Raw genomic sequence first — 17,807 nt, 5'->3', positions numbered from 1 at the left:
TCTTTACGGCGTTTGCGTTTCCGGCGTTTCCGGCGTTTCAGGTATCTCAGGCACCGCCGGTTTCACCTTGGCCTTGCGGCGCAAAGCGTCATTGATAACCTGATGGCGCCGGTAGTCGGTCATGTTTTTCCACTCGCGAATCTCGTCACGGGTGCGCAGGCATCCGATGCAGAAGCCCGTTTTTCCGTCGATTTTGCAAATGTCGATGCAGGGTGATTGAATTGCCATCTTCAGGCGATCTGTTCCGTTGGGTTGACTTCGACGGTGACGTGCGAGAGTCCGTTAAAGCGTTTCAGCAACGCATGATAGAAACGCGAGTCATGGCGCGTTTCCTGGGTCGCGACGGATATTACCGCACTCATATGACCAGGCCCCACGCGCCACACGTGCAAGTCGAGCACCTTGTCGCCGTTGTCTTCGATCGCGTGGCGCACGTTCTCCGTCATGCGTTGGTCGGGGTTGATATCGAGCAGGATCGCACCCGTGTCGCGCATCAACCCGTATGACCAGTTTGCGATCACCAGCGCGCCGATGATGCCGGCGAGCGGGTCCATCCAGAGCCAGCCGAATTCACGTGCGAGAACGAGGCCGATGATGGCCAGTACCGACACCGCGGCATCCGCGATCACGTGAATGTAGGCCGAGCGGATGTTGTGGTCCCGCTGGGCCGCGCTTTCGGCATCGTGATGGGCTGTGTGAGCGTGGTTGCCACGATTGTCATGAGCGTGACCCTCCGCGTGATCGTGATCCTCATGCCCATGGGCGTGATGTCCGTGCCCATGCCCATGGCTGTGCCCGTGATGATCGCCACGCAGCAGCCACACGCTGGCCAGATTCACCAGCAGCCCGGCCACGGCAATCGGAATCGCTTCACCGAAATGAATGGGTACCGGCGAGAGAAAGCGCGACACAGCTTCATAACCGATCAGCAGCGCAATCATGGCCAGCGCAATAGCGCTTGTGAATCCCGCGAGGTCGCCCAGCTTGCCGGTGCCGAATACAAAGCGTGAGTCGCTCGCATGCTTGCGCGCGTACGTATAAGCGAGCGCGGCGATCAGCATCGCCCCCGCGTGCGTCGACATGTGCAGGCCATCCGCCACGAGCGCCAGCGAACCGAACAGGCTGCCGCCGACGATTTCCGCAACCATCATCACGGCACACAAAGCGATCACCGCCCATGTTCTGCGTTCGTTCTTTTCATGGGCTGCGCCCAGAAAAATGTGATCGTGTCCCGCGCCGAAGGCAGCGTTTCTAAAGTCACTCATGTCCTGCTCCGGTTTACTTGAAATAGCTGTGAACGACTTCGATGAGTTGTTCGGTGGCGCTGCCAGCAGGGTCTTCGTCAGTATGCGCATCCACCAGGTGGTTTCTGATGTGGTCCTCGAGCACGACCGCCAACAGACCATTCATCGCGCCGCGGCAACTGGTGATCTGCTGAAGGACATCGGCGCAGCCGCGTTCGTCTTCGAGCGCGCGTTCAATGGCCTCGATCTGCCCCTTGATGCGGCGAACGCGGTTGAGAAGCTTCTGTTTTTCCCGAATCGTGTGGCCCATGAATGCTCTCGAAAAATACCATAGGGGGGTATATATTATCAGATCGAGCGGAGGCGATTCAGTTCGTCTGCTTCTGGGCCGCGAACTCACGCGCCGATCCGTTTCGTGTTAAAAAATCGGGGCTTGCCGATGCGGGATGAAAAACGCATCGGCACGGCCGAAGTCGTTCCGAAGTCATCCGCAGCGGAAGGGTTAATGTCCAGACATTCGTTGATGCGCGCCATTGAGCGCGTAAGCCGGCCTGAGTGGATTGTTGTTGTGCTGACGGCAACACTGACGGCCTGCGCGCCGCTGCCGCCGGCTGCAAATCAAGCCTCGGATCAAACCGCGCATCAAGCCCCCGCAGCGGGCACGGCGCGCGCAGCCGACGGGCCGCTGCCCGTCCCGCCGAACCTGATCGCGCTGACACAGCCGGCTGGCCAGAAGCGCTTGATGGACGCTGCCCACAACCAGTCGTACTGGCCGCTGTCGCAGTACTTCGAAACGCAGCGCAACGAAGCCTACTGTTCGGTCGCAACTTCGGTGATGGCGCTCAATGCATTGGGCATTCGCCGTCCCGAGTCGACGCTGTACCCGGATTTCCCATACTTCTCGCAAGAGGATTTTTTTCGCAGCGTCGATCCGCAGGTGGCCAGCGCCGCGCGAGTATCGAGGGAGGGTATGACGCTCGACCAGCTCAGCACGGCCCTAAGCGCGTTTCCTGTCGAGGTGAGGAAATTCCATGCCGGCGACCTGACGCTCGGTCAGTTTCGCGATCTGATTCGTGACACGACGGGTCACAGCGACCGCTTTGCCTTATTGAACTTCAGGCGGGTGGAGATAGGCGAAGCAGGGGGCGGTCACTGGTCACCCCTCGCCGCCTACGACGCGGCGAGCGACAGCGCGCTGCTTCTGGACGTAGCGCGCTACAAGTATCCGGCAGTCTGGGTACCGGTTACGCAACTGTACGCAGGGGCGCAAGCGGTCGACAACGTGAGCGGACTGTCACGCGGCATCGTGATCGTCGGCACGCGAGCGAACTCGAACTAACTGACGTTTTTCATAGCTACGCGGTCACGCTAACCGACGACGAGCGAAAATTAGTTGCACGCGCATCAATCATCCTGATTGCGCCATTCCGTAAGCCCCTCCCGCGCATTCAATTCGATGAACGAGGGCAGCGCTCGCAGCCCGCGGATATAGCGGGCGAGATGCGGCCAGCCGAGAGCGGGGCGCGGCATGTTGCGTGTCCAGCGCATCACGACAACCGCGAGGAAATCGACCGTGCTGAGCTTGCCGCCGACCAGATAGTCACGTCCATCGGCGAGATCGGCGTTGAGCTGGTCACAGGCTTCTTCGATGCGGCGCCGCGCGAGTGCTTGAACTGCTTCGGCGCCGGCAGGCTCGCCGTCGACGTCGGCGTAAAACCAGTCGCGCATGGCGGGCAGCAGCGTGTTAGCCAGATAGATCATCCGTTCCAGCCACGCGGCACGGTCTGCGGAACCCGGCGCCGGCGCGAGGGCGGCTTCCGGATGCCGCTCGGCCAGCAGCATCAGCAATGCGGCTGACTCGTGGCGCGGCGTTCCGTCGACTACCAGCGTGGGAACGCGGCCTGCGGGATTCAGCCGCAGATAGTCAGGATTTCGCTGATTGCCGGCATCGATATCGACAAGCTGGACGTCGAACGGGATGCCCATTTCAATCAACATCCAGTGAACGGCCATGCTTGCCGCGCCCGGCGAGTAGTAAAGACGATAGTCCATTCATTCGCTCCGCATACTCATTCGATTCGGTCGACTTCAATTCGGGCGAAGTCTAGCGCGATTCGTGAAAAAAAGGGGCTGGCGCGCAAAGCGACCAGCCCCTTCAACTGCCATGCAAAAGATACGAAGAAAACCTCAATGCACCGGCGCGTGAGTCTGCTCGACCGAGCGCGGCTGCGTCATAGCGCTCACCAGGGCAAAAACAATCACGTTCACGGCCAATGCCAGGAAGCCGATATTGATGTCCTTCAGGGCGTCAGGCAAAAACGGCATCAATTGCCCGATACTCAGATGCATGGTCGTCGTCACCGTGACGACCGCAACGCCCGCAAGAATCCCGCAAAACGCGCCGTACTTGGTCGCGCGGTTGTGCGGCAGCAAACTGCAGATCACCGCCGGAAACAGCTGGGTCACGAAGCTGTAGCCCATCAGCAGCAACGCCACGATCGTCTCACCGCCATGCAGCGTAAAGCCTACCGCCACCAGCGCCACCACCGGCACCAGGATGCGTGCGAGGTTGGCCACCGTCGCGTCCGAGGCATTGCGGCTCACCATGCCGCGATACACGTCGTTGGCGAGCAGCGTGGACGCCGACGTCAGGATCATCGAACCCGGCACCAGCGCCGTCAGAATCCCGGCCGCACCGATCACGCCGACGAACCATGGATCGAAAGTCTGCAAGGACAAACGGAACAATGAGAGGTCGATGTCGCCGCCCTTCAGGCCCGGTACCTTCAGCGTCGCCGCAAAGCCCACGAAGAATACGAACAGCAGAATCAACTGATACAGCGGCAGCACCATCGCGTTGCGCCGGAAAATACGCTCGTCCTTCGCCGTGAAAATCGACCCGAACGTGTGCGGCCACATGAAGAAGCCCAGCGCGGTCAGGAGCACGGTCGACTGGAACCAGGTCACGCTCGAGCCCTTGGCCGGGAAGGTCAGGAAGCCCGGGCGCGCCGCGTCGATGGCGTGGAACATCTCGCCGAAGCCACCGTAGTAGTGCAGCGGCAGATAAATCCCGAGGAAGAGCACGATCGCCAGAATCAGCAGATCCTTCACCACCGAATTCCACGCGGAACCGCGCACGCCGGAGACGATCACGTAAGCCGTCACCACCGCGGCGCCGATCCAGATGGCCGCCGTCGACGAAATCGCGCCATACGAGGCCGTTGCCACAATGATGCCGAGTCCCTTGAGTTGCAGCACGAGGTACGGAATCAGCGCGGCCACACCAACCAGGGCAACGAGGGTGCCGAGCGCCGGGCTGTCGTACTTGCGCGTGAAGAAGTGCGGCTGCGAGACGAGATGGTGATTCTTCGCATAGCGCCAGATGGGCGGCAGCATCCAGTACGAGAGGATGTACGCGAGCGTGCCGTAGGCAAGAATGTAGTAGACCGGCGCGCCCTTGCCATAAGCAAAACCACTGCCGCCGAGGAAGGTGAAGGTGGTGTAGATCTCGCCCGCCATCAGCAGGAACACGAACGCGGTGCCGAAGCTGCGGCCGCCCACGGTCCACTGTTCGAGACTCATGTCGTGGCCGCGCCGCGCGCGCACGCCCAGGTACAGCGCAAACAGCGTAATGGCCGCAATGATGACGAGTGCGCTCATGATCGGACCTCCTCGGCATCCGTGGCAAGCTGCCGGTTGCTCGGGTCCAGACGGTAGATGATCGCCATGATGATTGAACTCAGCACCACCCACATGACGATCCAGGCCAGCACGAACGGCATACCGAGCACCAGCGGCTCGACACGATTCACAAACGGGACGCCGAGCAGAATGCCGATGAACGGCAGCGCAGCGAGTACACGAAGCAACATAGGGGCGACTCCTCGAACCGGTAAGTACGTCTCGTTGAAAGTGCGGCTTCGCTGGGGACTGTATGCCTGATGCTTCTGTTACGTAAAGTAAGTCAAAAAAGTGTAGGCTTTTCGAAAGTTGTGCGCGCATCTTTCTACGCCCGTCTGCTGCGGTGCAGCGCCGCGCGCTGTGTGCATCGCCCCGTTTTTCGCCAATTTGCGTGCCGCGCCGCGATATCATCTGAGCCACGCAACGCGAGCAACAATCTGGACCGCCCGAAGGCGTCCGGCACTTCAACCTGGCGTGGCGCGCTGGTGGGCGGTCAGTCGATCGGCCCGCCCGCGCCGCTGCCCGAAACGGATCGCATATGGTCGAAAGTCTGATCTCGGACATTCTCTTTGGCTTTACCGGGCTGATCAGCATCATCAACCCAATCGGCATGGCATTCGTCTTTCTCGACCGGACAGCATCGCTCACCACGGAAGACCGCACGGCGCTCGCGAAGAAGATCGCCTTCAACGTCATGTGCGTGCTGCTTGTTGCCTTCTTTGTCGGCACCCCGATTCTTCATTTCTTCGGCATTTCCATGGAGGCCTTGCGCATCGGCGGGGGCCTCGCGGTCGCGGTCGGCGGTTGGCAGATGCTCAACGCGCCCGACACGCAACCGGCCGAGCAGCCCGCGGTCAAGCGCGTGGACGCGGATAACGCCATGTCGAAGGCGTTCTTCCCACTCACCATCCCACTCACCACCGGGCCGGGTTCGATCGCTACCGCGGTCGCGCTGACCGCGAACCGCACGCATAAGCTCTCGGCGTTCGTGCTGTCGAGCATCGCTTCGGTGGTGATCTCGCTGCTGGTGGCGGCCACCGTGTATCTGATCTACAGCCGCGCGGTGGTGTTCGCCAAGTATCTCGGCGTGGACGGCACCAAGGTCGCCATGCGCGTCTCTTCGTTTCTGCTGCTGTGCATTGGCGTGCAAATTATCCTGACCGGTTTTTCGGAGTTCCTGACGCCGATCGCACAGCTGCAACCCGTGGTCAAATAGCGGTCGGCGGCACGTGAGCCTGATCGAGGCTCGCGCGAGTTTCGTCAGACATCTCGTCGCAATTCATCGCATTACGTCGCAACCGGAGGGGAACTCATGTGCCGCTGGCTCGCTTATACCGGTAACGCGCTGCAACTCGAAACGGTGCTGTTCAACGCCAAACACTCCCTGATCGACCAGAGTCTGCATTCGCGGCTCGGCCAGACCACCACCAACGGCGATGGCTTCGGCATCGGCTGGTACGGTCAGCCCACCGACATCCCGTTTCGCTATCGCTGCATCCACCCCGCGTGGAGCGACCGCAATCTGCGCGAGGCCGCGCGGGCGATTCGCGCGCCGCTGTTCGTCGCGCACATTCGTGCGGCCACCGGTACGCCCTCGCAGGAAACCAACTGTCATCCGTTCCGGTACGGGCGGTGGCTCTTCATGCATAACGGGCTGGTGCGTAACTTTCCGCTGGTACGCCGCGATCTGATGCTGGCGATCGATCCCGAGTTTTTCCCGTCAATCGAAGGTTCGACGGATTCCGAGGTGTTGTTTTTTCTCGCGCTGACCTTCGGTCTCGAACTCGCGCCGGTTACCGCGCTCGAGCGGATGGTGGGTTTTGTCGAGGACATCGGGCGCAAACACGGTGTCGATGAGCCGCTGAACATGACCGTATGTGCCACCGACGGCGAACAGATCGTCGCGGTTCGCTATTCGAGCGAAGGGCAGTCGCGCTCGCTCTTCCACAGCACCTCGTTCCGGCATCTGCACGATCTGTATCCAGACGACCCGCGCATCGCGACAGCGGGTGAAGACGCCTTCCTCGTGTTGTCGGAGCCGCTGTCGGATTTGCCTGGCTGGTGGGAAGAGATTCCGGAGAGCACGGCCGTGGTCGCGCGGGGCGGGGAGATCGATCAGTATCCGTTCAGGCCGCAGCTGGCGTAGGCGCGCTAGCGCGTCAGCAGCATCGAACTCAACACCGAGAAGACCGTCGACGGCAATTCGGCCAGGCGGCTCACCACCACGTTGTGAGGATAGAAGTCCTCGACCGCGTCGGTCAATACGCCGATCCCCAGCAGTTCGATGCCGCGTTTCTGGATCGCCGCGACGCGTTCGCGCAGATCGTGGCGCAATACCTGTGGATCGCCGTCGCCGGTCGACGGATAGCCGTCGGAGAACACAATCAGGATGCGCCGCTCGGCTTGATGATCCGCAAGCCGCGTTGCCGCCCAGGCGAGCGCCTCGCCGTCCGGATTCTCGTGACCGCAATCGATCGTGGCGATCCCGCTTGGATCGATCGCGCCAAAGCGTTTATAGACTTTCAGATCGAGTCGCTCGACAAAGCGGTTATAGCGCTGCAGATCAGCGCCGGCCGCGAGTTGCCGCTCATACAGTTGCCTCATCGGCGCGGACTCGAGCGAGCAATAACCGAGTACTTCACAGTCGAACGACAACTGCGTCAGCGCATCGCACAGCGCGGTCGCGCACAGGCGCGCGAGCTCGATCTTGCGCCCGGCCATCGAGCCACTGCGATCGATCAGCAAGCTCACGGCGACGTCGCGCCCTTTGGCTGCCCGCTGCGTGCGAAACGGCGTGCGGTAACCGGGCGAGGTCGCCAGTTTGGCGAGCGCGGTGCGGTCGATCTCGCCGCGTTCCTGTTCGCGGCGCCAACGGGTGCGTTCGTCGGCGCTCAGCGCACGCTCCAGTTTCTCCTTGAGCGGCGCGGTGTCCGCGCGGGCCTGCGCGCGAAGCTCGCGCCATGTCGCGCTATCGCCTTGACCGGTAACGTCGGTGATCTCGTCGAATTCGGTGGCGAGAGGAATCGAGAGTCGCGCGCGAGTGGTGTCTGACGCGGTACCCGCTTGCCCTTCAGAACGTGCCGACGCTTGCTGCGCATCGGCTAGGGATTGCCCCATGCCCACCGCGTTTTCCGCTTGTGCGCCACCGCTTTTATCGGACGGCGGTGAGGCTGCGTTGTCCTGGTCGGGCAGGGTGGTGTCGTCGTCGTTGAGTGGCGCCGAGGACGACGTGGCGGTTTCCGTGTCGATGTCTTCAACCGGATCCGCGGTGAACACCATGCTGTTGACATCGCCCGCCGATAAAGCCCGCACGCGCGCCACCAACGCCTGCGCGGCCGCGATGCTTCGCGCGGTCGAACGGCTTCTGCGCGACTCGTCCAGCAGATCCTGCGCGGCGTGCAGCGCGGCCAGCAGGGAATGGCTCGCTTCGGTCCGGGTCGGCCGTTCGTCCCACAGCGCGCGCTCCACCAGCCAGACCAGCCGGTCGCGCCAATGCAGCTTCGGCCAGCGCAGCCGCGCCTGCTCAGCGGCATGCACACGCAGTTTGCCGATGAACCAGCGCGCGCCCGGATACTCGTCGAGTAGTTGTACGCAGACGCGGCGATCCTCGATCACCTGCGCGAGATTCGCCGCCACGCCCGGCGGCAGCGCGTCCATCTGCGCGAGCGACGAATGTTTGGCGCGTGCCACCAGCAGATCCAGATAGCCGATCAGCACGTCGCGCTCGACGCCGCCGCTCAGCTCGTAGTCGGGAATCACGATGCGGCCGGGTTCCACACGCGGCCCATCCGGGCTGAAGGCGACCGTCACGCCGTATTGCCCGGTCAGCACGCGCGCCACTTTGCTCAGCGTCGATTCAAACGCGAAGCCTCGCGTGTCGCGCATTGCGTGCATGGCGTTCATTTGCGTGTCGTGGTCAGTGTGCTGTGGTCACTTAGCGTCAGGCGGCCGGCGCAATGTGATGGCGAACGATGCCGCGAATCAGGGCCGCGTCCTCGGGACTGACCTTCGCATAGATCGCAGGACCGGCGGCGCGTTCAGGGTCGCCGGTGCGCAGCATCAGCTCGGCCCAGTCGAGCAGGCGCCGCGTGGAGAATGCGCTCGACAGGTCTTCGCGAGCGAACGCCGCGCGGCAGTCGGCGGCAATGGCGGCGAGGGTGGTGGCGAGCGCGCGTGTCATATGCGGGGCGAGGGTGCGCATCAGTACGTCGGCTTCTTCGGCGGGCGTCAGATAATCCAGCATATAGACGCGCCAGCGATCGAGAAACGCCTCGTTCATCAGATTCGCGCCCTGATACAGATGACGGAACTGGCTCATCGCGCCGACTGCATTGGCCGTCGCGAACAGCCGGAACGCGGGATGCGGCGCGACGATCTCATTGCCTTTCTCTTTCAGCACGAGACGCCCGTGCGGTTCGAGCACGGCGGTGAGGGCGGCGAGAATCGACGGTTCGGCGAAATCGATTTCATCGACGATCAGCCAAAGGCCCTCGCGCATCGCCGTGGGCAATACGCCGTCCACCCAGATCGTTTCGCCACCCTTGACGGTCCAGAAACCGACAAAGTCACCGACGGTGGTTTGCCCGTTCATGTTCGAGCGCAACACGCCGTGATGCGAGCGCGCGGCGACCTGTTCGATCAGGCTGGTCTTGCCGGCGCCGGTGTGGCCGATCAGCATGACGCGCCGGTTCTCCACGATATCTTCGACGATGTCGTTAAAGCGTTCGGAAAACAGATAGGCCGGATTGACGCGCGGCACGAGCGGGTTGTCCACGCCGCAGGCCACGTCGACACGACCGATGCGCACCGTTTCACCCGCACCCTCTACTTGCAGATGGCGCTTCGCCGCCGAGGCCAGCGCCGCAACGCGCTGCAGCTCCGGCATGAAGGCCACGCGTTCTGCGGCGCCTGCTTCGTCCGCGGCATCGGGCGTATCGATTGCAAAGCCCTCGCGGCGCCATTTCTTCAGCTTCGCGCGCAGGTTTTCCGCATCGACCACGAGATCGATATCGACCGATCCGGCGCCGTTGCCGTCATCGACGCCATGTTCGAGCCGGTAGTTTTCGGGCCGGTCCGCTACGCTGACGCGCCACCATTCCGCGCCGCTCTCCGTCGCACGTTGGTAAAGGCCAAGGTTTTCGTCTTCGGTCAGTTCAGGCACGTTCATGGCGAGTGGCAATGGATGAATGGGCAAACGATTAGCGCGTTTCTATTTGGCTGATGCCGAATGAGCGACTATCTTATCGTGAGTACCTTTCGATCTCACCGATGGGGATTTCTTTTGAGGCACGCCGACTCCACTGCGGATTTTCAATGCCGGGCGCGCAGTCCGCAAAAGCTTATTGCGTCAAACGGATAGGCCAGCAAGCACCGATCACCTATAGTTCGTGCGCGAAACGTGTAGTTTTACAACATTCTATTCTCGACAGAAGAAACTCACGGCAAAACAATGATGAGACTACATACAAAATTAGTGGCCGCTCTGGCGGTGATCAGTCCGCTGGCATATGGTCAAACCAGCGTGTCGTTATATGGCCGTCTCGACGGCGGCCTGGAATACCTGAATCACATCAATAATGGCGCGGGCGGCAGTTCGACCCGTTGGAGCGCTGAAGGCGGCGATTGGGGCACCAGTATGCTGGGCCTCAAAGGCAATGAAGATCTGGGCGGCGGGTTGAATGCGATCTTCAACCTCGAAACCGGTCTGCAAATCATGAACGGCACCACAGGTGGCGGACGGCTGTGGTCACGGCGTGCTTTCGTCGGCTTGAAGAGCGACCAGTGGGGCACGCTGCAAGCCGGGCGCAATCTGTTTATCGATAGCGACGGCGTATGGGAATTCGACCCGTTCGTGCAGGAGGCATTTTCGTCGGCATCGCTCGTGCGCGGACGCAACTGGCAGCAGACCAGCAACAACGTCGAGTATCACAGCCCGGTGTTCTGGGGCTTCGACGTGCAGGCGCAATACGCTTTCGGCAATCAGGCGGGCGCATTCAACAGCGGTGCATCGGGCGAGTTTGGCCGCTCCGACGGCATCATGCTGACGTATCATTCGCCGCTCTTCGACGTGCGTGGCATCTACGACGAACTGCGTGACAGCAACGGCCGCTTCACCAACATCTTCCAGGCCTCGCGCGAATACTTCGCCGGTGCGAACGTGCATTTCGATGCGTGGAAAATCCAGGGCGCCTATACGCATTACTCGGCGCCGGATTCCCCGGTGGGCGTGGCCGACACTGCCGATCACTACTGGCTCGGCGCGACGTACAACATCCAGTCGCGCTGGGCGGTGACGGCGGGCGGCTATTACATCAAGGTCGGCGACGGCGGCAGCGATGCCGCGCACGACCCGTCCGGCCACGCGATGATGTACGTGCTCGGCACCACCTATAACCTCTCGAAGCGGACCTTCGTGTACGGCACGGTGGGCTACGTACGCAACGGCAGCAACTCGAATTTTTCGCTTGAAGCGTCGCCGCGCGATGCCACCAATAACACGAGTCCGCTTGCGGGCGAATCGCAAACCGGCGCGTATGTCGGGATGCTGCATCAGTTTTAAGGTAGCTTTCGCGGCACGTTCGTAACGGCCGTCCATACGACGGCAGCCGCAACCCGTTGCGGCTGCAACAACCTCATGTCGATTTGCCCAGGCGCACTCGAACCGGGTTCAACGGATTTCCAGTGCGCGCTGTTTTACTTCCCTCCCAATTTCGCGCTGAGCCCATTCCGCTTCGGGTGGAACGGGTATTGCTGGACGCCGGTACGCAGCTTGCTGCCATTGGAATTGGCGCACCGGACCAGAGGTGCAGGGATAAGGGATATAAACATGGCGCGACATAAGGCCGACGTGGTTGACGACGACTTCGAGATTTACGCCAGCTATCACGGAACAGGCGACGGCCGTTACATAGGTGGATTGAAGGTCGTCAGAAAAGCCGACCGGCGGATTCTGTTTCCATTCGATGGCGCACCCGAGATCGGCCCGTACGCGACCGCCGACGAGGCGCGCCGCGCGGCGATCGACTACGGCCGCGAGATTGTGGCCGCCGACCGTGCGGCCCCCGAGAAGTAACGCGCCTGGTAAAGCCGCAAGCCGTTTGAAAGAACTACCTCCAATCATCAGCACAACGCGGCACAGGATGTAACGCGCCGTGCAGATTTACGCGCATCGGCGCATCATCGATGAGCCTTGTGGTCCTCAAGCGTTCTTCCACGTTCTTCCAAATGAACACCGGTCGCCGACCACGCCGATTCAATGCGCGTCCCGGCGATGTCTCCAACCGCCGAACAAGGAGTGTCCCATGCAAAACGATCCCGCCCTCGATCAGTTGTGCATCAACACGATTCGCACGCTGTCGATGGACGCTGTGCAAAAGGCCAATTCCGGTCACCCCGGCACACCGATGGCCCTGGCGCCGGTCGCCTACCATCTGTGGCAAAACCACCTTGTTTATGATCCGGACGAGCCGCTGTGGCCGAATCGCGACCGTTTCGTGCTCTCAGTTGGGCACGCGTCGATGCTGTTGTACTCGCTGTTGCATCTGGCGAACGTCAAGGCGGTGGACCACGACGGCAAGCCGACCGGGTCGCCCGCCGTCTCGCTCGACGACATCGAACATTTCCGCCAACTCGACAGCAACACGCCTGGCCACCCTGAATACCGAATGACCACCGGTGTGGAGACGACCACCGGTCCGCTCGGCCAGGGGCTGGGCAATAGCGTCGGCATGGCGATGGCGGCACGCTGGCACGAAAGCCACTTCAACAAGCCCGATGCGCCGCTGTTCGATTACCGCGTCTACGCGCTATGCGGAGACGGCGACATGATGGAAGGCATCTCGCACGAAGCGGCGTCGCTGGCAGGGCATCTGAAGTTGTCGAATCTGATCTGGATCTACGACAGCAACCGCATCACCATTGAGGGCCACACCGACCTCGCTTATAGCGACGACGTGGAGAGCCGTTTCCGTGGCTACAACTGGCACACGCTGCATGTGAACGATGCCAACGACGCCGCGGCGCTCGAAGCCGCGTTTGTTGAAGCGAAAAGCATCACGGACAGGCCGACGCTGATCGTGGTCCATAGCATCATCGGCTGGGGTGCGCCGCACAAGCAGGACACGTCCGCCGCGCATGGCGAGGCGCTGGGTGTCGACGAAGTGGCGCTGACCAAGAAATTCTATGGCTGGCCCGAAGACAAGTTCTTCTACGTGCCGGACGGCGTGCATGAACGTTTCGCGCAGGGTATCGGCGCGCGCGGCAAGGCGGCGCGCGAGACATGGCAGGCGAAGTACGATGCGTACAACAAGCAATACCCGGAACTGTCACGCGAATTCGCGCAGATGGAAGCGCACGAATTGCCGGAGGGCTGGGACAGTGGCATCCCCACCTTCGATGCCGATCCGAAGGGCATCGCCTCACGTGATTCTTCAGGCAAGGTGCTCAACGCGATTGCCGCGCGCGTGCCCTGGATGATCGGCGGTGCAGCCGATCTCGCGCCGTCCACCAAGACGAATCTGAAATTCGAAGGCGCCGGCAGTTTCGAAGCCGACGACTATGGCGGGTGCAACCTGCACTTCGGGATTCGCGAGCACGGCATGGGCGCGGCGGTGAACGGGCTCGCGTTGTCGAATATGCGGCCGTTCGGTTCGACCTTCCTGATTTTCAGCGACTACATGAAGCCGCCGATTCGTCTTTCCGCAATCATGGAAGTGCCGGCGATCTACGTGTTCACGCACGATTCGATCGGCGTCGGCGAGGATGGTCCGACCCATCAGCCGATCGAACAACTGGCTTCGCTGCGTGGCGTGCCGGGACTGACCGTGCTGCGTCCGGGCGACGCGAATGAGGTCGCCGAAGCGTGGCGCGTGGCGATGTCGCATTCACAGCGGCCGTCGTGCATCATCGTGTCGCGTCAGGCCTTGCCGACGCTGGACCGCACGCGCTATGCGTCGGCGAAAGGCGTGCAGAAGGGCGCTTATGTGCTCGCCGATGCGCCTGACGGGCAGAAGCCTGAAGTGATTCTGCTCGCCACGGGCAGCGAATTGTCGCTATGTGCCGACGTCTACGAGAAGCTCAAGAGTGAAGGGATCGCGGCGCGGGTGGTGTCGATGCCGTCGTGGGACCTCTTCGAGCTACAGGACGAGGCCTATCAGGATTCCGTGCTGCCGCCCGATGTGGATGCGCGCGTGGCCGTCGAGCAGGCGGGAACGTTGGGTTGGGACCGCTATGTCGGCCGGCTCGGCGCGCAGGTGGTGATGCATACGTTCGGCGCGTCGGCGCCGCTCGCCGATCTGAAGAAGAAGTTCGGCTTCACGCCAGACCATGTGTATGACGCGGCGAAGCAGCAGATTGCGCGAGTGAAGGGGAAGCGCGGCAAGGCGTAGGGTGTGTGTCGGCAGAGGGTCGTTCACGCCGTTCTCACGGCTGGGCGACCGCCTGCGCTGCGGCGCTCTCGATCCTGCCGGCAGCGTTGTCGAGCGTGCTGCGATAGCCGCGCGATTGCATTTCGGCGAGCCTGCTGAGCGTTCTCGACAGATCGTGCGCGCCTTCGAGTCCGCTCAGCGCTGCCTCGATCGGCTGATCGGACGCGATGAACAGCGCGCATTTGCGGTCGTAGAAGATATCGACAAGCCATATGAGCCGCTGCAGCGTATGCGCCTGGGCAAGCCACTCAGTGCGCACCTGATCGAGAATCAGGCCGTGCCAATGCTCGGCGAGGTCCAGGTAGTCAAGGTGCGAACGGCTTGCCACGCACAGGTTTTCGAAGTCCGCCCATAGCAAAGCGGCTCCCGCGGCGTGCGCGGCGAGCGGCCGGCCTGCCGCGCTGACGGTGGCAGGCTCCAGTGTCTCGTTGCCTTCATAGCGCTCGAAAATTTGCAGGAGTGCGTCGCCGGTGGCCGCGTCGAGCGGCGCAAAAAAGTGCGACAGCGCGGCTTCTTCGCCGCCGAAACGGTAATCACGTGCGCCGTCGAAATGAATCACCGTGAAGCAACGTTTGATCTGTTCGATCGTGGGCAGGAAGCGCTCGTGAAACTCCGGGTCGGACAGCAGGGCGTCTGGTGCGTAGTTCGAGGTCAGCACAATGCGCGTACCCAAACCGATCGCGGTATCGAGAAACCGGCCCATCAGGAACGCGTCGGCGATATCGTGCACGTGGAATTCGTCGAAGCACAGCAACTCCAGGCCGTCGAGCCATTGTCGCGAGACTGACCCCAGCCGGTCGTCGCCGCGCGGCTCATTCACCAGGCGCCGGTTCATCTCGCGCAGGAATTCGTGGAAATGCAGGCGCCGCTTCCGGCAGCTTGCCAACTCGAACACCGTGTCGACTACCAGGCTTTTGCCACGACCGGGTAAGCCGTGGCAGTAGACGCCCTGATGTGTGGGCGTGGAGCCGGACTTTGCGCGGCGCCCGTTTGACCCGCTTGTTCCGCTTACGCCTAGTAACGTGACGAGCGCCGCGATGGCATCGCGTTGCGTTGCATCGGGAACGATGTCGCGCGCGGCGAGGGCGCTGACTACATGAGCTTCATCAAGCATAGGCTGGAGGTTCCGTCTGTTAGCGGTTCAATACGCGCTGTAATTCTCGCGGATCGACAGGCTTGGTGAAATGGTGGTCGAAGCCCGCTTCTTCAGCGGTCTGCTTGTCCTGCTGCTGGCCCCAGCCGGTAACGGCGATCAGCAGAATGCCTGCGTCATGATGATCATGGCGAATGCGCCGCGCCAATTCATAGCCGTTCAGGCGCGGCAAACCGATATCGAGAATCACCGCCTGCGGTGCGAATTCGCCGATCAGTTCCAAGCCGGCGATGCCGTCGCCGGCAGTGCGCACCTCGTGGCCCTCGAGTTCGAGCACCATGGCGAGGCTATCGGCGGCGTCCGCATTGTCGTCGACGATCACGACGCGCAAGCCCGCCGTGCGCGGCATTTCGGCCGGCGCATTCTCCGACTGCTGCGGGGTCGCTTTCGATAAGGGCAAGCGGATCACGAACTCGCTGCCGCTGCCAGGACCGCTGCTGAATGCGGCGACCGTGCCGCCGTGCAGTTCGGCGAGGCCGCGCACCAGCGCGAGACCGATACCGAGGCCGCCTTGCGAGCGCTCCAGCGCCGGGGCGAGTTGCGAGAACATTTCGAACACGCTGTCCAGATGCTCGCGCGGAATGCCGATGCCGGAGTCACGTACGACGATCACGGCTTCATCGCCTTCGCGCTCCGCGGCGAGCGAGATGCTGCCGCCGGGCGGCGTGTACTTCGCGGCATTGTTCAGCAGGTTCAGGATCATCTGCGACAGGCGTGTGGGATCGGCATCGAGATAGAGCGGCTCGCGCGGTAACGTCATGCTCAGATGATGCGCCGACGCCTGCACGGTGGGCTGCGCCGCTTCCATGGCGGATTGCATCGCACGCGCGAGTTCGAGCCGCTGCTTGCGCAATTCGAGTTTGCCCTGCGTGATGCGCGACACTTCCAGCAGGTCGTCGACCAGATGCGTCATGTGTTGCAATTGCCGGTCGAACACGTCGCGAGACCAGCTCAATTGCGGATCGGCGAATTCCTTCAGACGCAGGATTTCGAGCACATTGCGCATCGGCGCGAGAGGATTGCGCAGCTCATGCGCGAGCGTGGCGAGAAATTCGTCCTTGCGGCGATCGGCTTTTGAGAGCTCCAGATTCAGACGCTGCAATTGCTGTTCGGCACGCCTGCGCCCGGTGATGTCGCGGCTCACGCTGACCGCGCCATAGATGTCGCCGCGCGCATTCGCCAGCGGCTTGACCACCGTTTCGCACACGCCACGTGAGCCGTCGCGGCGCATGAAGGTCAGTTCGCTGCGCCACGTGCCATCTGCAGCGAGGCCGGCGAACGCTTCGCGGCGGATGCGTAGCGCATCTTCCGGTGGATGGAACATCGAAATCGGTTTGCCGAGAATCTCACGCATGCGATAACCCAGCATGCGTTCTCCGCCGACGTTGAAATCGGTGATGTTCCCACGGAGATCGGTGATCACGATCGCGTCGCTCAGATGCTCGAAAATCGCCGCCTGGCGCAGCAGCACGGTCTGTGCTTCCTTGCGCTCGGTAACGTCGATGCCGAGGCCGTAGATCGTCAGCGGCTCGCCGTGGCTGTTATAAGTGGCGCGGCCGCGGCCTTCCATCCAGCACCAGTCGCCGCTTGCATGCAGGAAGCGGAATTCAGCGACGTAGTCGTCACCGCTTTTCACCGCATGATCGACTGCCTCGTTGAGCGCAATCAGGTCGCCGGGATGAATCAGTTCGAAAAAACCACCGGGTATTTTCGCAAACCGTCCCTCGGCGTAGCCCGCGAGCGCTTCGAGTTCGCGGCTCCACCAGAACTTGCCCGACTTCGGTTCGTGCGACCACGCACCCATACGCGCACCGCGCATGGCGAGGCTCAGCACATCGCGGCTTTCCTGTAACTCTTTCTGTGCGAGTTGATGCGCGGCGACCGACGCCTCCGCATTACGGCGCGCGAGTAGCAATTCCTGCTCGTACTTATGGCGATCCGCGACGATCAGTACCGCCACTTCGACATAGGTGACTTCGCCATGACGACGGCGTACGGCGTTGAGCAGCATCGGCACCACGTGGCCTTCGCGATGCATCATGTTCAGTTTGACCTCGGCCACCGAGCCTTGCATCTGCAGAAGCGGCGCCCAGTGTGTCTGGTAGAACACTTTGCCGCCGGTGGTCAGCAGGTCCTGAATGCGCTTCGTGGTGGCGAGCTCAAGCGCTTGATAGCCGAGCCAACCGCAGAAGGTCGCGTTCACGCGCAGGATGCCGCCGTCGGTGTCGGTCACGAGCAGGCCGCAGGCGGCGTGCTCGAACAACACATCGGCAGACGGCAGCGGACGGTCCGTGCTTTGCATTG

General features: G+C 62.1%; 16 protein-coding genes. 6 read left to right on the top strand and 10 right to left on the bottom strand.

What is annotated here, in order from left to right; genetic code table 11:
- Positions 1-3: 3 nt before the first annotated feature.
- From M0D66_RS11375 to M0D66_RS11365, 3 genes are read right to left on the bottom strand one after another with little or no spacing between them, the layout of a single operon-like run.
- The gene (locus M0D66_RS11375; protein ID WP_200618861.1) at positions 4-228 is read right to left on the bottom strand and encodes a DUF1289 domain-containing protein; all 225 of its coding nucleotides are present in this window, start codon (positions 226-228) and stop codon (positions 4-6) included.
- A 2-nt stretch (positions 229-230) separates the two neighbouring features.
- Positions 231-1,265, bottom strand: coding sequence for a CDF family Co(II)/Ni(II) efflux transporter DmeF (gene dmeF / locus M0D66_RS11370; RefSeq protein ID WP_211707127.1), 1,035 nt, complete (start codon positions 1,263-1,265; stop codon positions 231-233).
- Positions 1,266-1,278: 13 nt separating this feature from the next.
- Positions 1,279-1,554 (bottom strand): metal/formaldehyde-sensitive transcriptional repressor, encoded by a 276-nt coding sequence (locus M0D66_RS11365; RefSeq protein WP_054035422.1) that lies wholly within the window; start codon positions 1,552-1,554, stop codon positions 1,279-1,281.
- Positions 1,555-1,749: 195 nt separating this feature from the next.
- Here M0D66_RS11365 and M0D66_RS11360 point away from each other — a divergent pair, with 195 nt between their 5' ends.
- On the top strand, positions 1,750-2,583 hold the full coding sequence (locus M0D66_RS11360; RefSeq protein WP_211707126.1) for a phytochelatin synthase family protein: 834 nt from the start codon (positions 1,750-1,752) through the stop codon (positions 2,581-2,583).
- Between the two features lie 65 nt (positions 2,584-2,648).
- Here the strand turns inward: M0D66_RS11360 and M0D66_RS11355 are convergent, their stop codons facing one another.
- The 3 genes from M0D66_RS11355 to M0D66_RS11345 all read right to left on the bottom strand — a co-directional run bounded on the left by M0D66_RS11355 (position 2,649) and on the right by M0D66_RS11345 (position 5,116).
- Positions 2,649-3,296 (bottom strand): glutathione S-transferase family protein, encoded by a 648-nt coding sequence (locus M0D66_RS11355; protein ID WP_211707125.1) that lies wholly within the window; start codon positions 3,294-3,296, stop codon positions 2,649-2,651.
- Between the two features lie 135 nt (positions 3,297-3,431).
- A complete protein-coding gene (locus tag M0D66_RS11350) occupies positions 3,432-4,904 on the bottom strand; it encodes a sodium:solute symporter (protein ID WP_200618865.1) in 1,473 nt (490 codons plus the stop codon).
- Entirely contained in the window at positions 4,901-5,116 is a 216-nt protein-coding gene (locus tag M0D66_RS11345; RefSeq protein ID WP_154560458.1) for a DUF3311 domain-containing protein, read from the bottom strand. Before M0D66_RS11345 ends, M0D66_RS11350 begins: the two co-directional genes overlap by 4 nt.
- Before the next feature lie 347 nt (positions 5,117-5,463).
- Between M0D66_RS11345 and M0D66_RS11340 the strand changes: the two genes are divergently transcribed.
- Positions 5,464-6,141 carry a MarC family protein gene (locus tag M0D66_RS11340; RefSeq protein ID WP_200561711.1) on the top strand — a complete coding sequence of 226 codons (678 nt, stop codon included), beginning with the start codon at positions 5,464-5,466 and terminating at the stop codon, positions 6,139-6,141.
- Between the two features lie 96 nt (positions 6,142-6,237).
- The gene (locus tag M0D66_RS11335; RefSeq protein ID WP_200654203.1) at positions 6,238-7,071 is read left to right on the top strand and encodes a class II glutamine amidotransferase; all 834 of its coding nucleotides are present in this window, start codon (positions 6,238-6,240) and stop codon (positions 7,069-7,071) included.
- A gap of 5 nt (positions 7,072-7,076) precedes the next feature.
- On the opposite strand, the gene M0D66_RS11330 is transcribed toward M0D66_RS11335, so the two are convergent.
- Together M0D66_RS11330 and M0D66_RS11325 are read right to left on the bottom strand one after the other, a co-directional pair.
- Positions 7,077-8,828 (bottom strand): cobalamin biosynthesis protein CobT, encoded by a 1,752-nt coding sequence (locus M0D66_RS11330; protein WP_211707124.1) that lies wholly within the window; start codon positions 8,826-8,828, stop codon positions 7,077-7,079.
- A 37-nt stretch (positions 8,829-8,865) separates the two neighbouring features.
- On the bottom strand, positions 8,866-10,092 hold the full coding sequence (locus tag M0D66_RS11325) for an AAA family ATPase (protein ID WP_211707123.1): 1,227 nt from the start codon (positions 10,090-10,092) through the stop codon (positions 8,866-8,868).
- A gap of 285 nt (positions 10,093-10,377) precedes the next feature.
- On the opposite strand from M0D66_RS11325, the gene M0D66_RS11320 reads away from it, so the two are divergent.
- From M0D66_RS11320 to tkt, 3 genes are all read left to right on the top strand, one after another.
- Positions 10,378-11,484, top strand: coding sequence for a porin (locus M0D66_RS11320; RefSeq protein ID WP_200618882.1), 1,107 nt, complete (start codon positions 10,378-10,380; stop codon positions 11,482-11,484).
- Positions 11,485-11,751: 267 nt separating this feature from the next.
- Entirely contained in the window at positions 11,752-11,997 is a 246-nt protein-coding gene (locus tag M0D66_RS11315; RefSeq protein ID WP_093644253.1) for a DUF6723 family protein, read from the top strand.
- 229 nt (positions 11,998-12,226) lie between these two features.
- The gene (tkt, locus tag M0D66_RS11310) at positions 12,227-14,311 is read left to right on the top strand and encodes a transketolase (protein ID WP_211707122.1); all 2,085 of its coding nucleotides are present in this window, start codon (positions 12,227-12,229) and stop codon (positions 14,309-14,311) included.
- Positions 14,312-14,345: 34 nt separating this feature from the next.
- Here the strand turns inward: tkt and zapE are convergent, their stop codons facing one another.
- Positions 14,346-15,464, bottom strand: coding sequence for a cell division protein ZapE (zapE, locus tag M0D66_RS11305; protein ID WP_211707121.1), 1,119 nt, complete (start codon positions 15,462-15,464; stop codon positions 14,346-14,348).
- Positions 15,465-15,483: 19 nt separating this feature from the next.
- The gene (locus tag M0D66_RS11300; RefSeq protein ID WP_093644247.1) at positions 15,484-17,805 is read right to left on the bottom strand and encodes a PAS domain S-box protein; all 2,322 of its coding nucleotides are present in this window, start codon (positions 17,803-17,805) and stop codon (positions 15,484-15,486) included.
- Positions 17,806-17,807: the final 2 nt, after the last annotated feature.

Source organism: Paraburkholderia sp. SECH2, from assembly GCF_030464795.1.
Lineage (GTDB): Bacteria > Pseudomonadota > Gammaproteobacteria > Burkholderiales > Burkholderiaceae > Paraburkholderia > Paraburkholderia aspalathi.
This window is presented reverse-complemented; position numbering and strand designations above follow the sequence as displayed.

Bases quoted from the DNA above. Each gene is read 5' to 3' on its own strand.
- M0D66_RS11375 (WP_200618861.1), bottom strand. From the start codon at position 228: ATGGCAATTCAATCACCCTGCATCGACATTTGCAAAATCGACGGAAAA.
- dmeF (WP_211707127.1), bottom strand. From the start codon at position 1,265: ATGAGTGACTTTAGAAACGCTGCCTTCGGCGCGGGACACGATCACATT.
- M0D66_RS11365 (WP_054035422.1), bottom strand. From the start codon at position 1,554: ATGGGCCACACGATTCGGGAAAAACAGAAGCTTCTCAACCGCGTTCGC.
- M0D66_RS11360 (WP_211707126.1), top strand. From the start codon at position 1,750: ATGTCCAGACATTCGTTGATGCGCGCCATTGAGCGCGTAAGCCGGCCT.
- M0D66_RS11355 (WP_211707125.1), bottom strand. From the start codon at position 3,296: ATGGACTATCGTCTTTACTACTCGCCGGGCGCGGCAAGCATGGCCGTT.
- M0D66_RS11350 (WP_200618865.1), bottom strand. From the start codon at position 4,904: ATGAGCGCACTCGTCATCATTGCGGCCATTACGCTGTTTGCGCTGTAC.
- M0D66_RS11345 (WP_154560458.1), bottom strand. From the start codon at position 5,116: ATGTTGCTTCGTGTACTCGCTGCGCTGCCGTTCATCGGCATTCTGCTC.
- M0D66_RS11340 (WP_200561711.1), top strand. From the start codon at position 5,464: ATGGTCGAAAGTCTGATCTCGGACATTCTCTTTGGCTTTACCGGGCTG.
- M0D66_RS11335 (WP_200654203.1), top strand. From the start codon at position 6,238: ATGTGCCGCTGGCTCGCTTATACCGGTAACGCGCTGCAACTCGAAACG.
- M0D66_RS11330 (WP_211707124.1), bottom strand. From the start codon at position 8,828: ATGAACGCCATGCACGCAATGCGCGACACGCGAGGCTTCGCGTTTGAA.
- M0D66_RS11325 (WP_211707123.1), bottom strand. From the start codon at position 10,092: ATGAACGTGCCTGAACTGACCGAAGACGAAAACCTTGGCCTTTACCAA.
- M0D66_RS11320 (WP_200618882.1), top strand. From the start codon at position 10,378: ATGAGACTACATACAAAATTAGTGGCCGCTCTGGCGGTGATCAGTCCG.
- M0D66_RS11315 (WP_093644253.1), top strand. From the start codon at position 11,752: ATGGCGCGACATAAGGCCGACGTGGTTGACGACGACTTCGAGATTTAC.
- tkt (WP_211707122.1), top strand. From the start codon at position 12,227: ATGCAAAACGATCCCGCCCTCGATCAGTTGTGCATCAACACGATTCGC.
- zapE (WP_211707121.1), bottom strand. From the start codon at position 15,464: ATGCTTGATGAAGCTCATGTAGTCAGCGCCCTCGCCGCGCGCGACATC.
- M0D66_RS11300 (WP_093644247.1), bottom strand. From the start codon at position 17,805: ATGCAAAGCACGGACCGTCCGCTGCCGTCTGCCGATGTGTTGTTCGAG.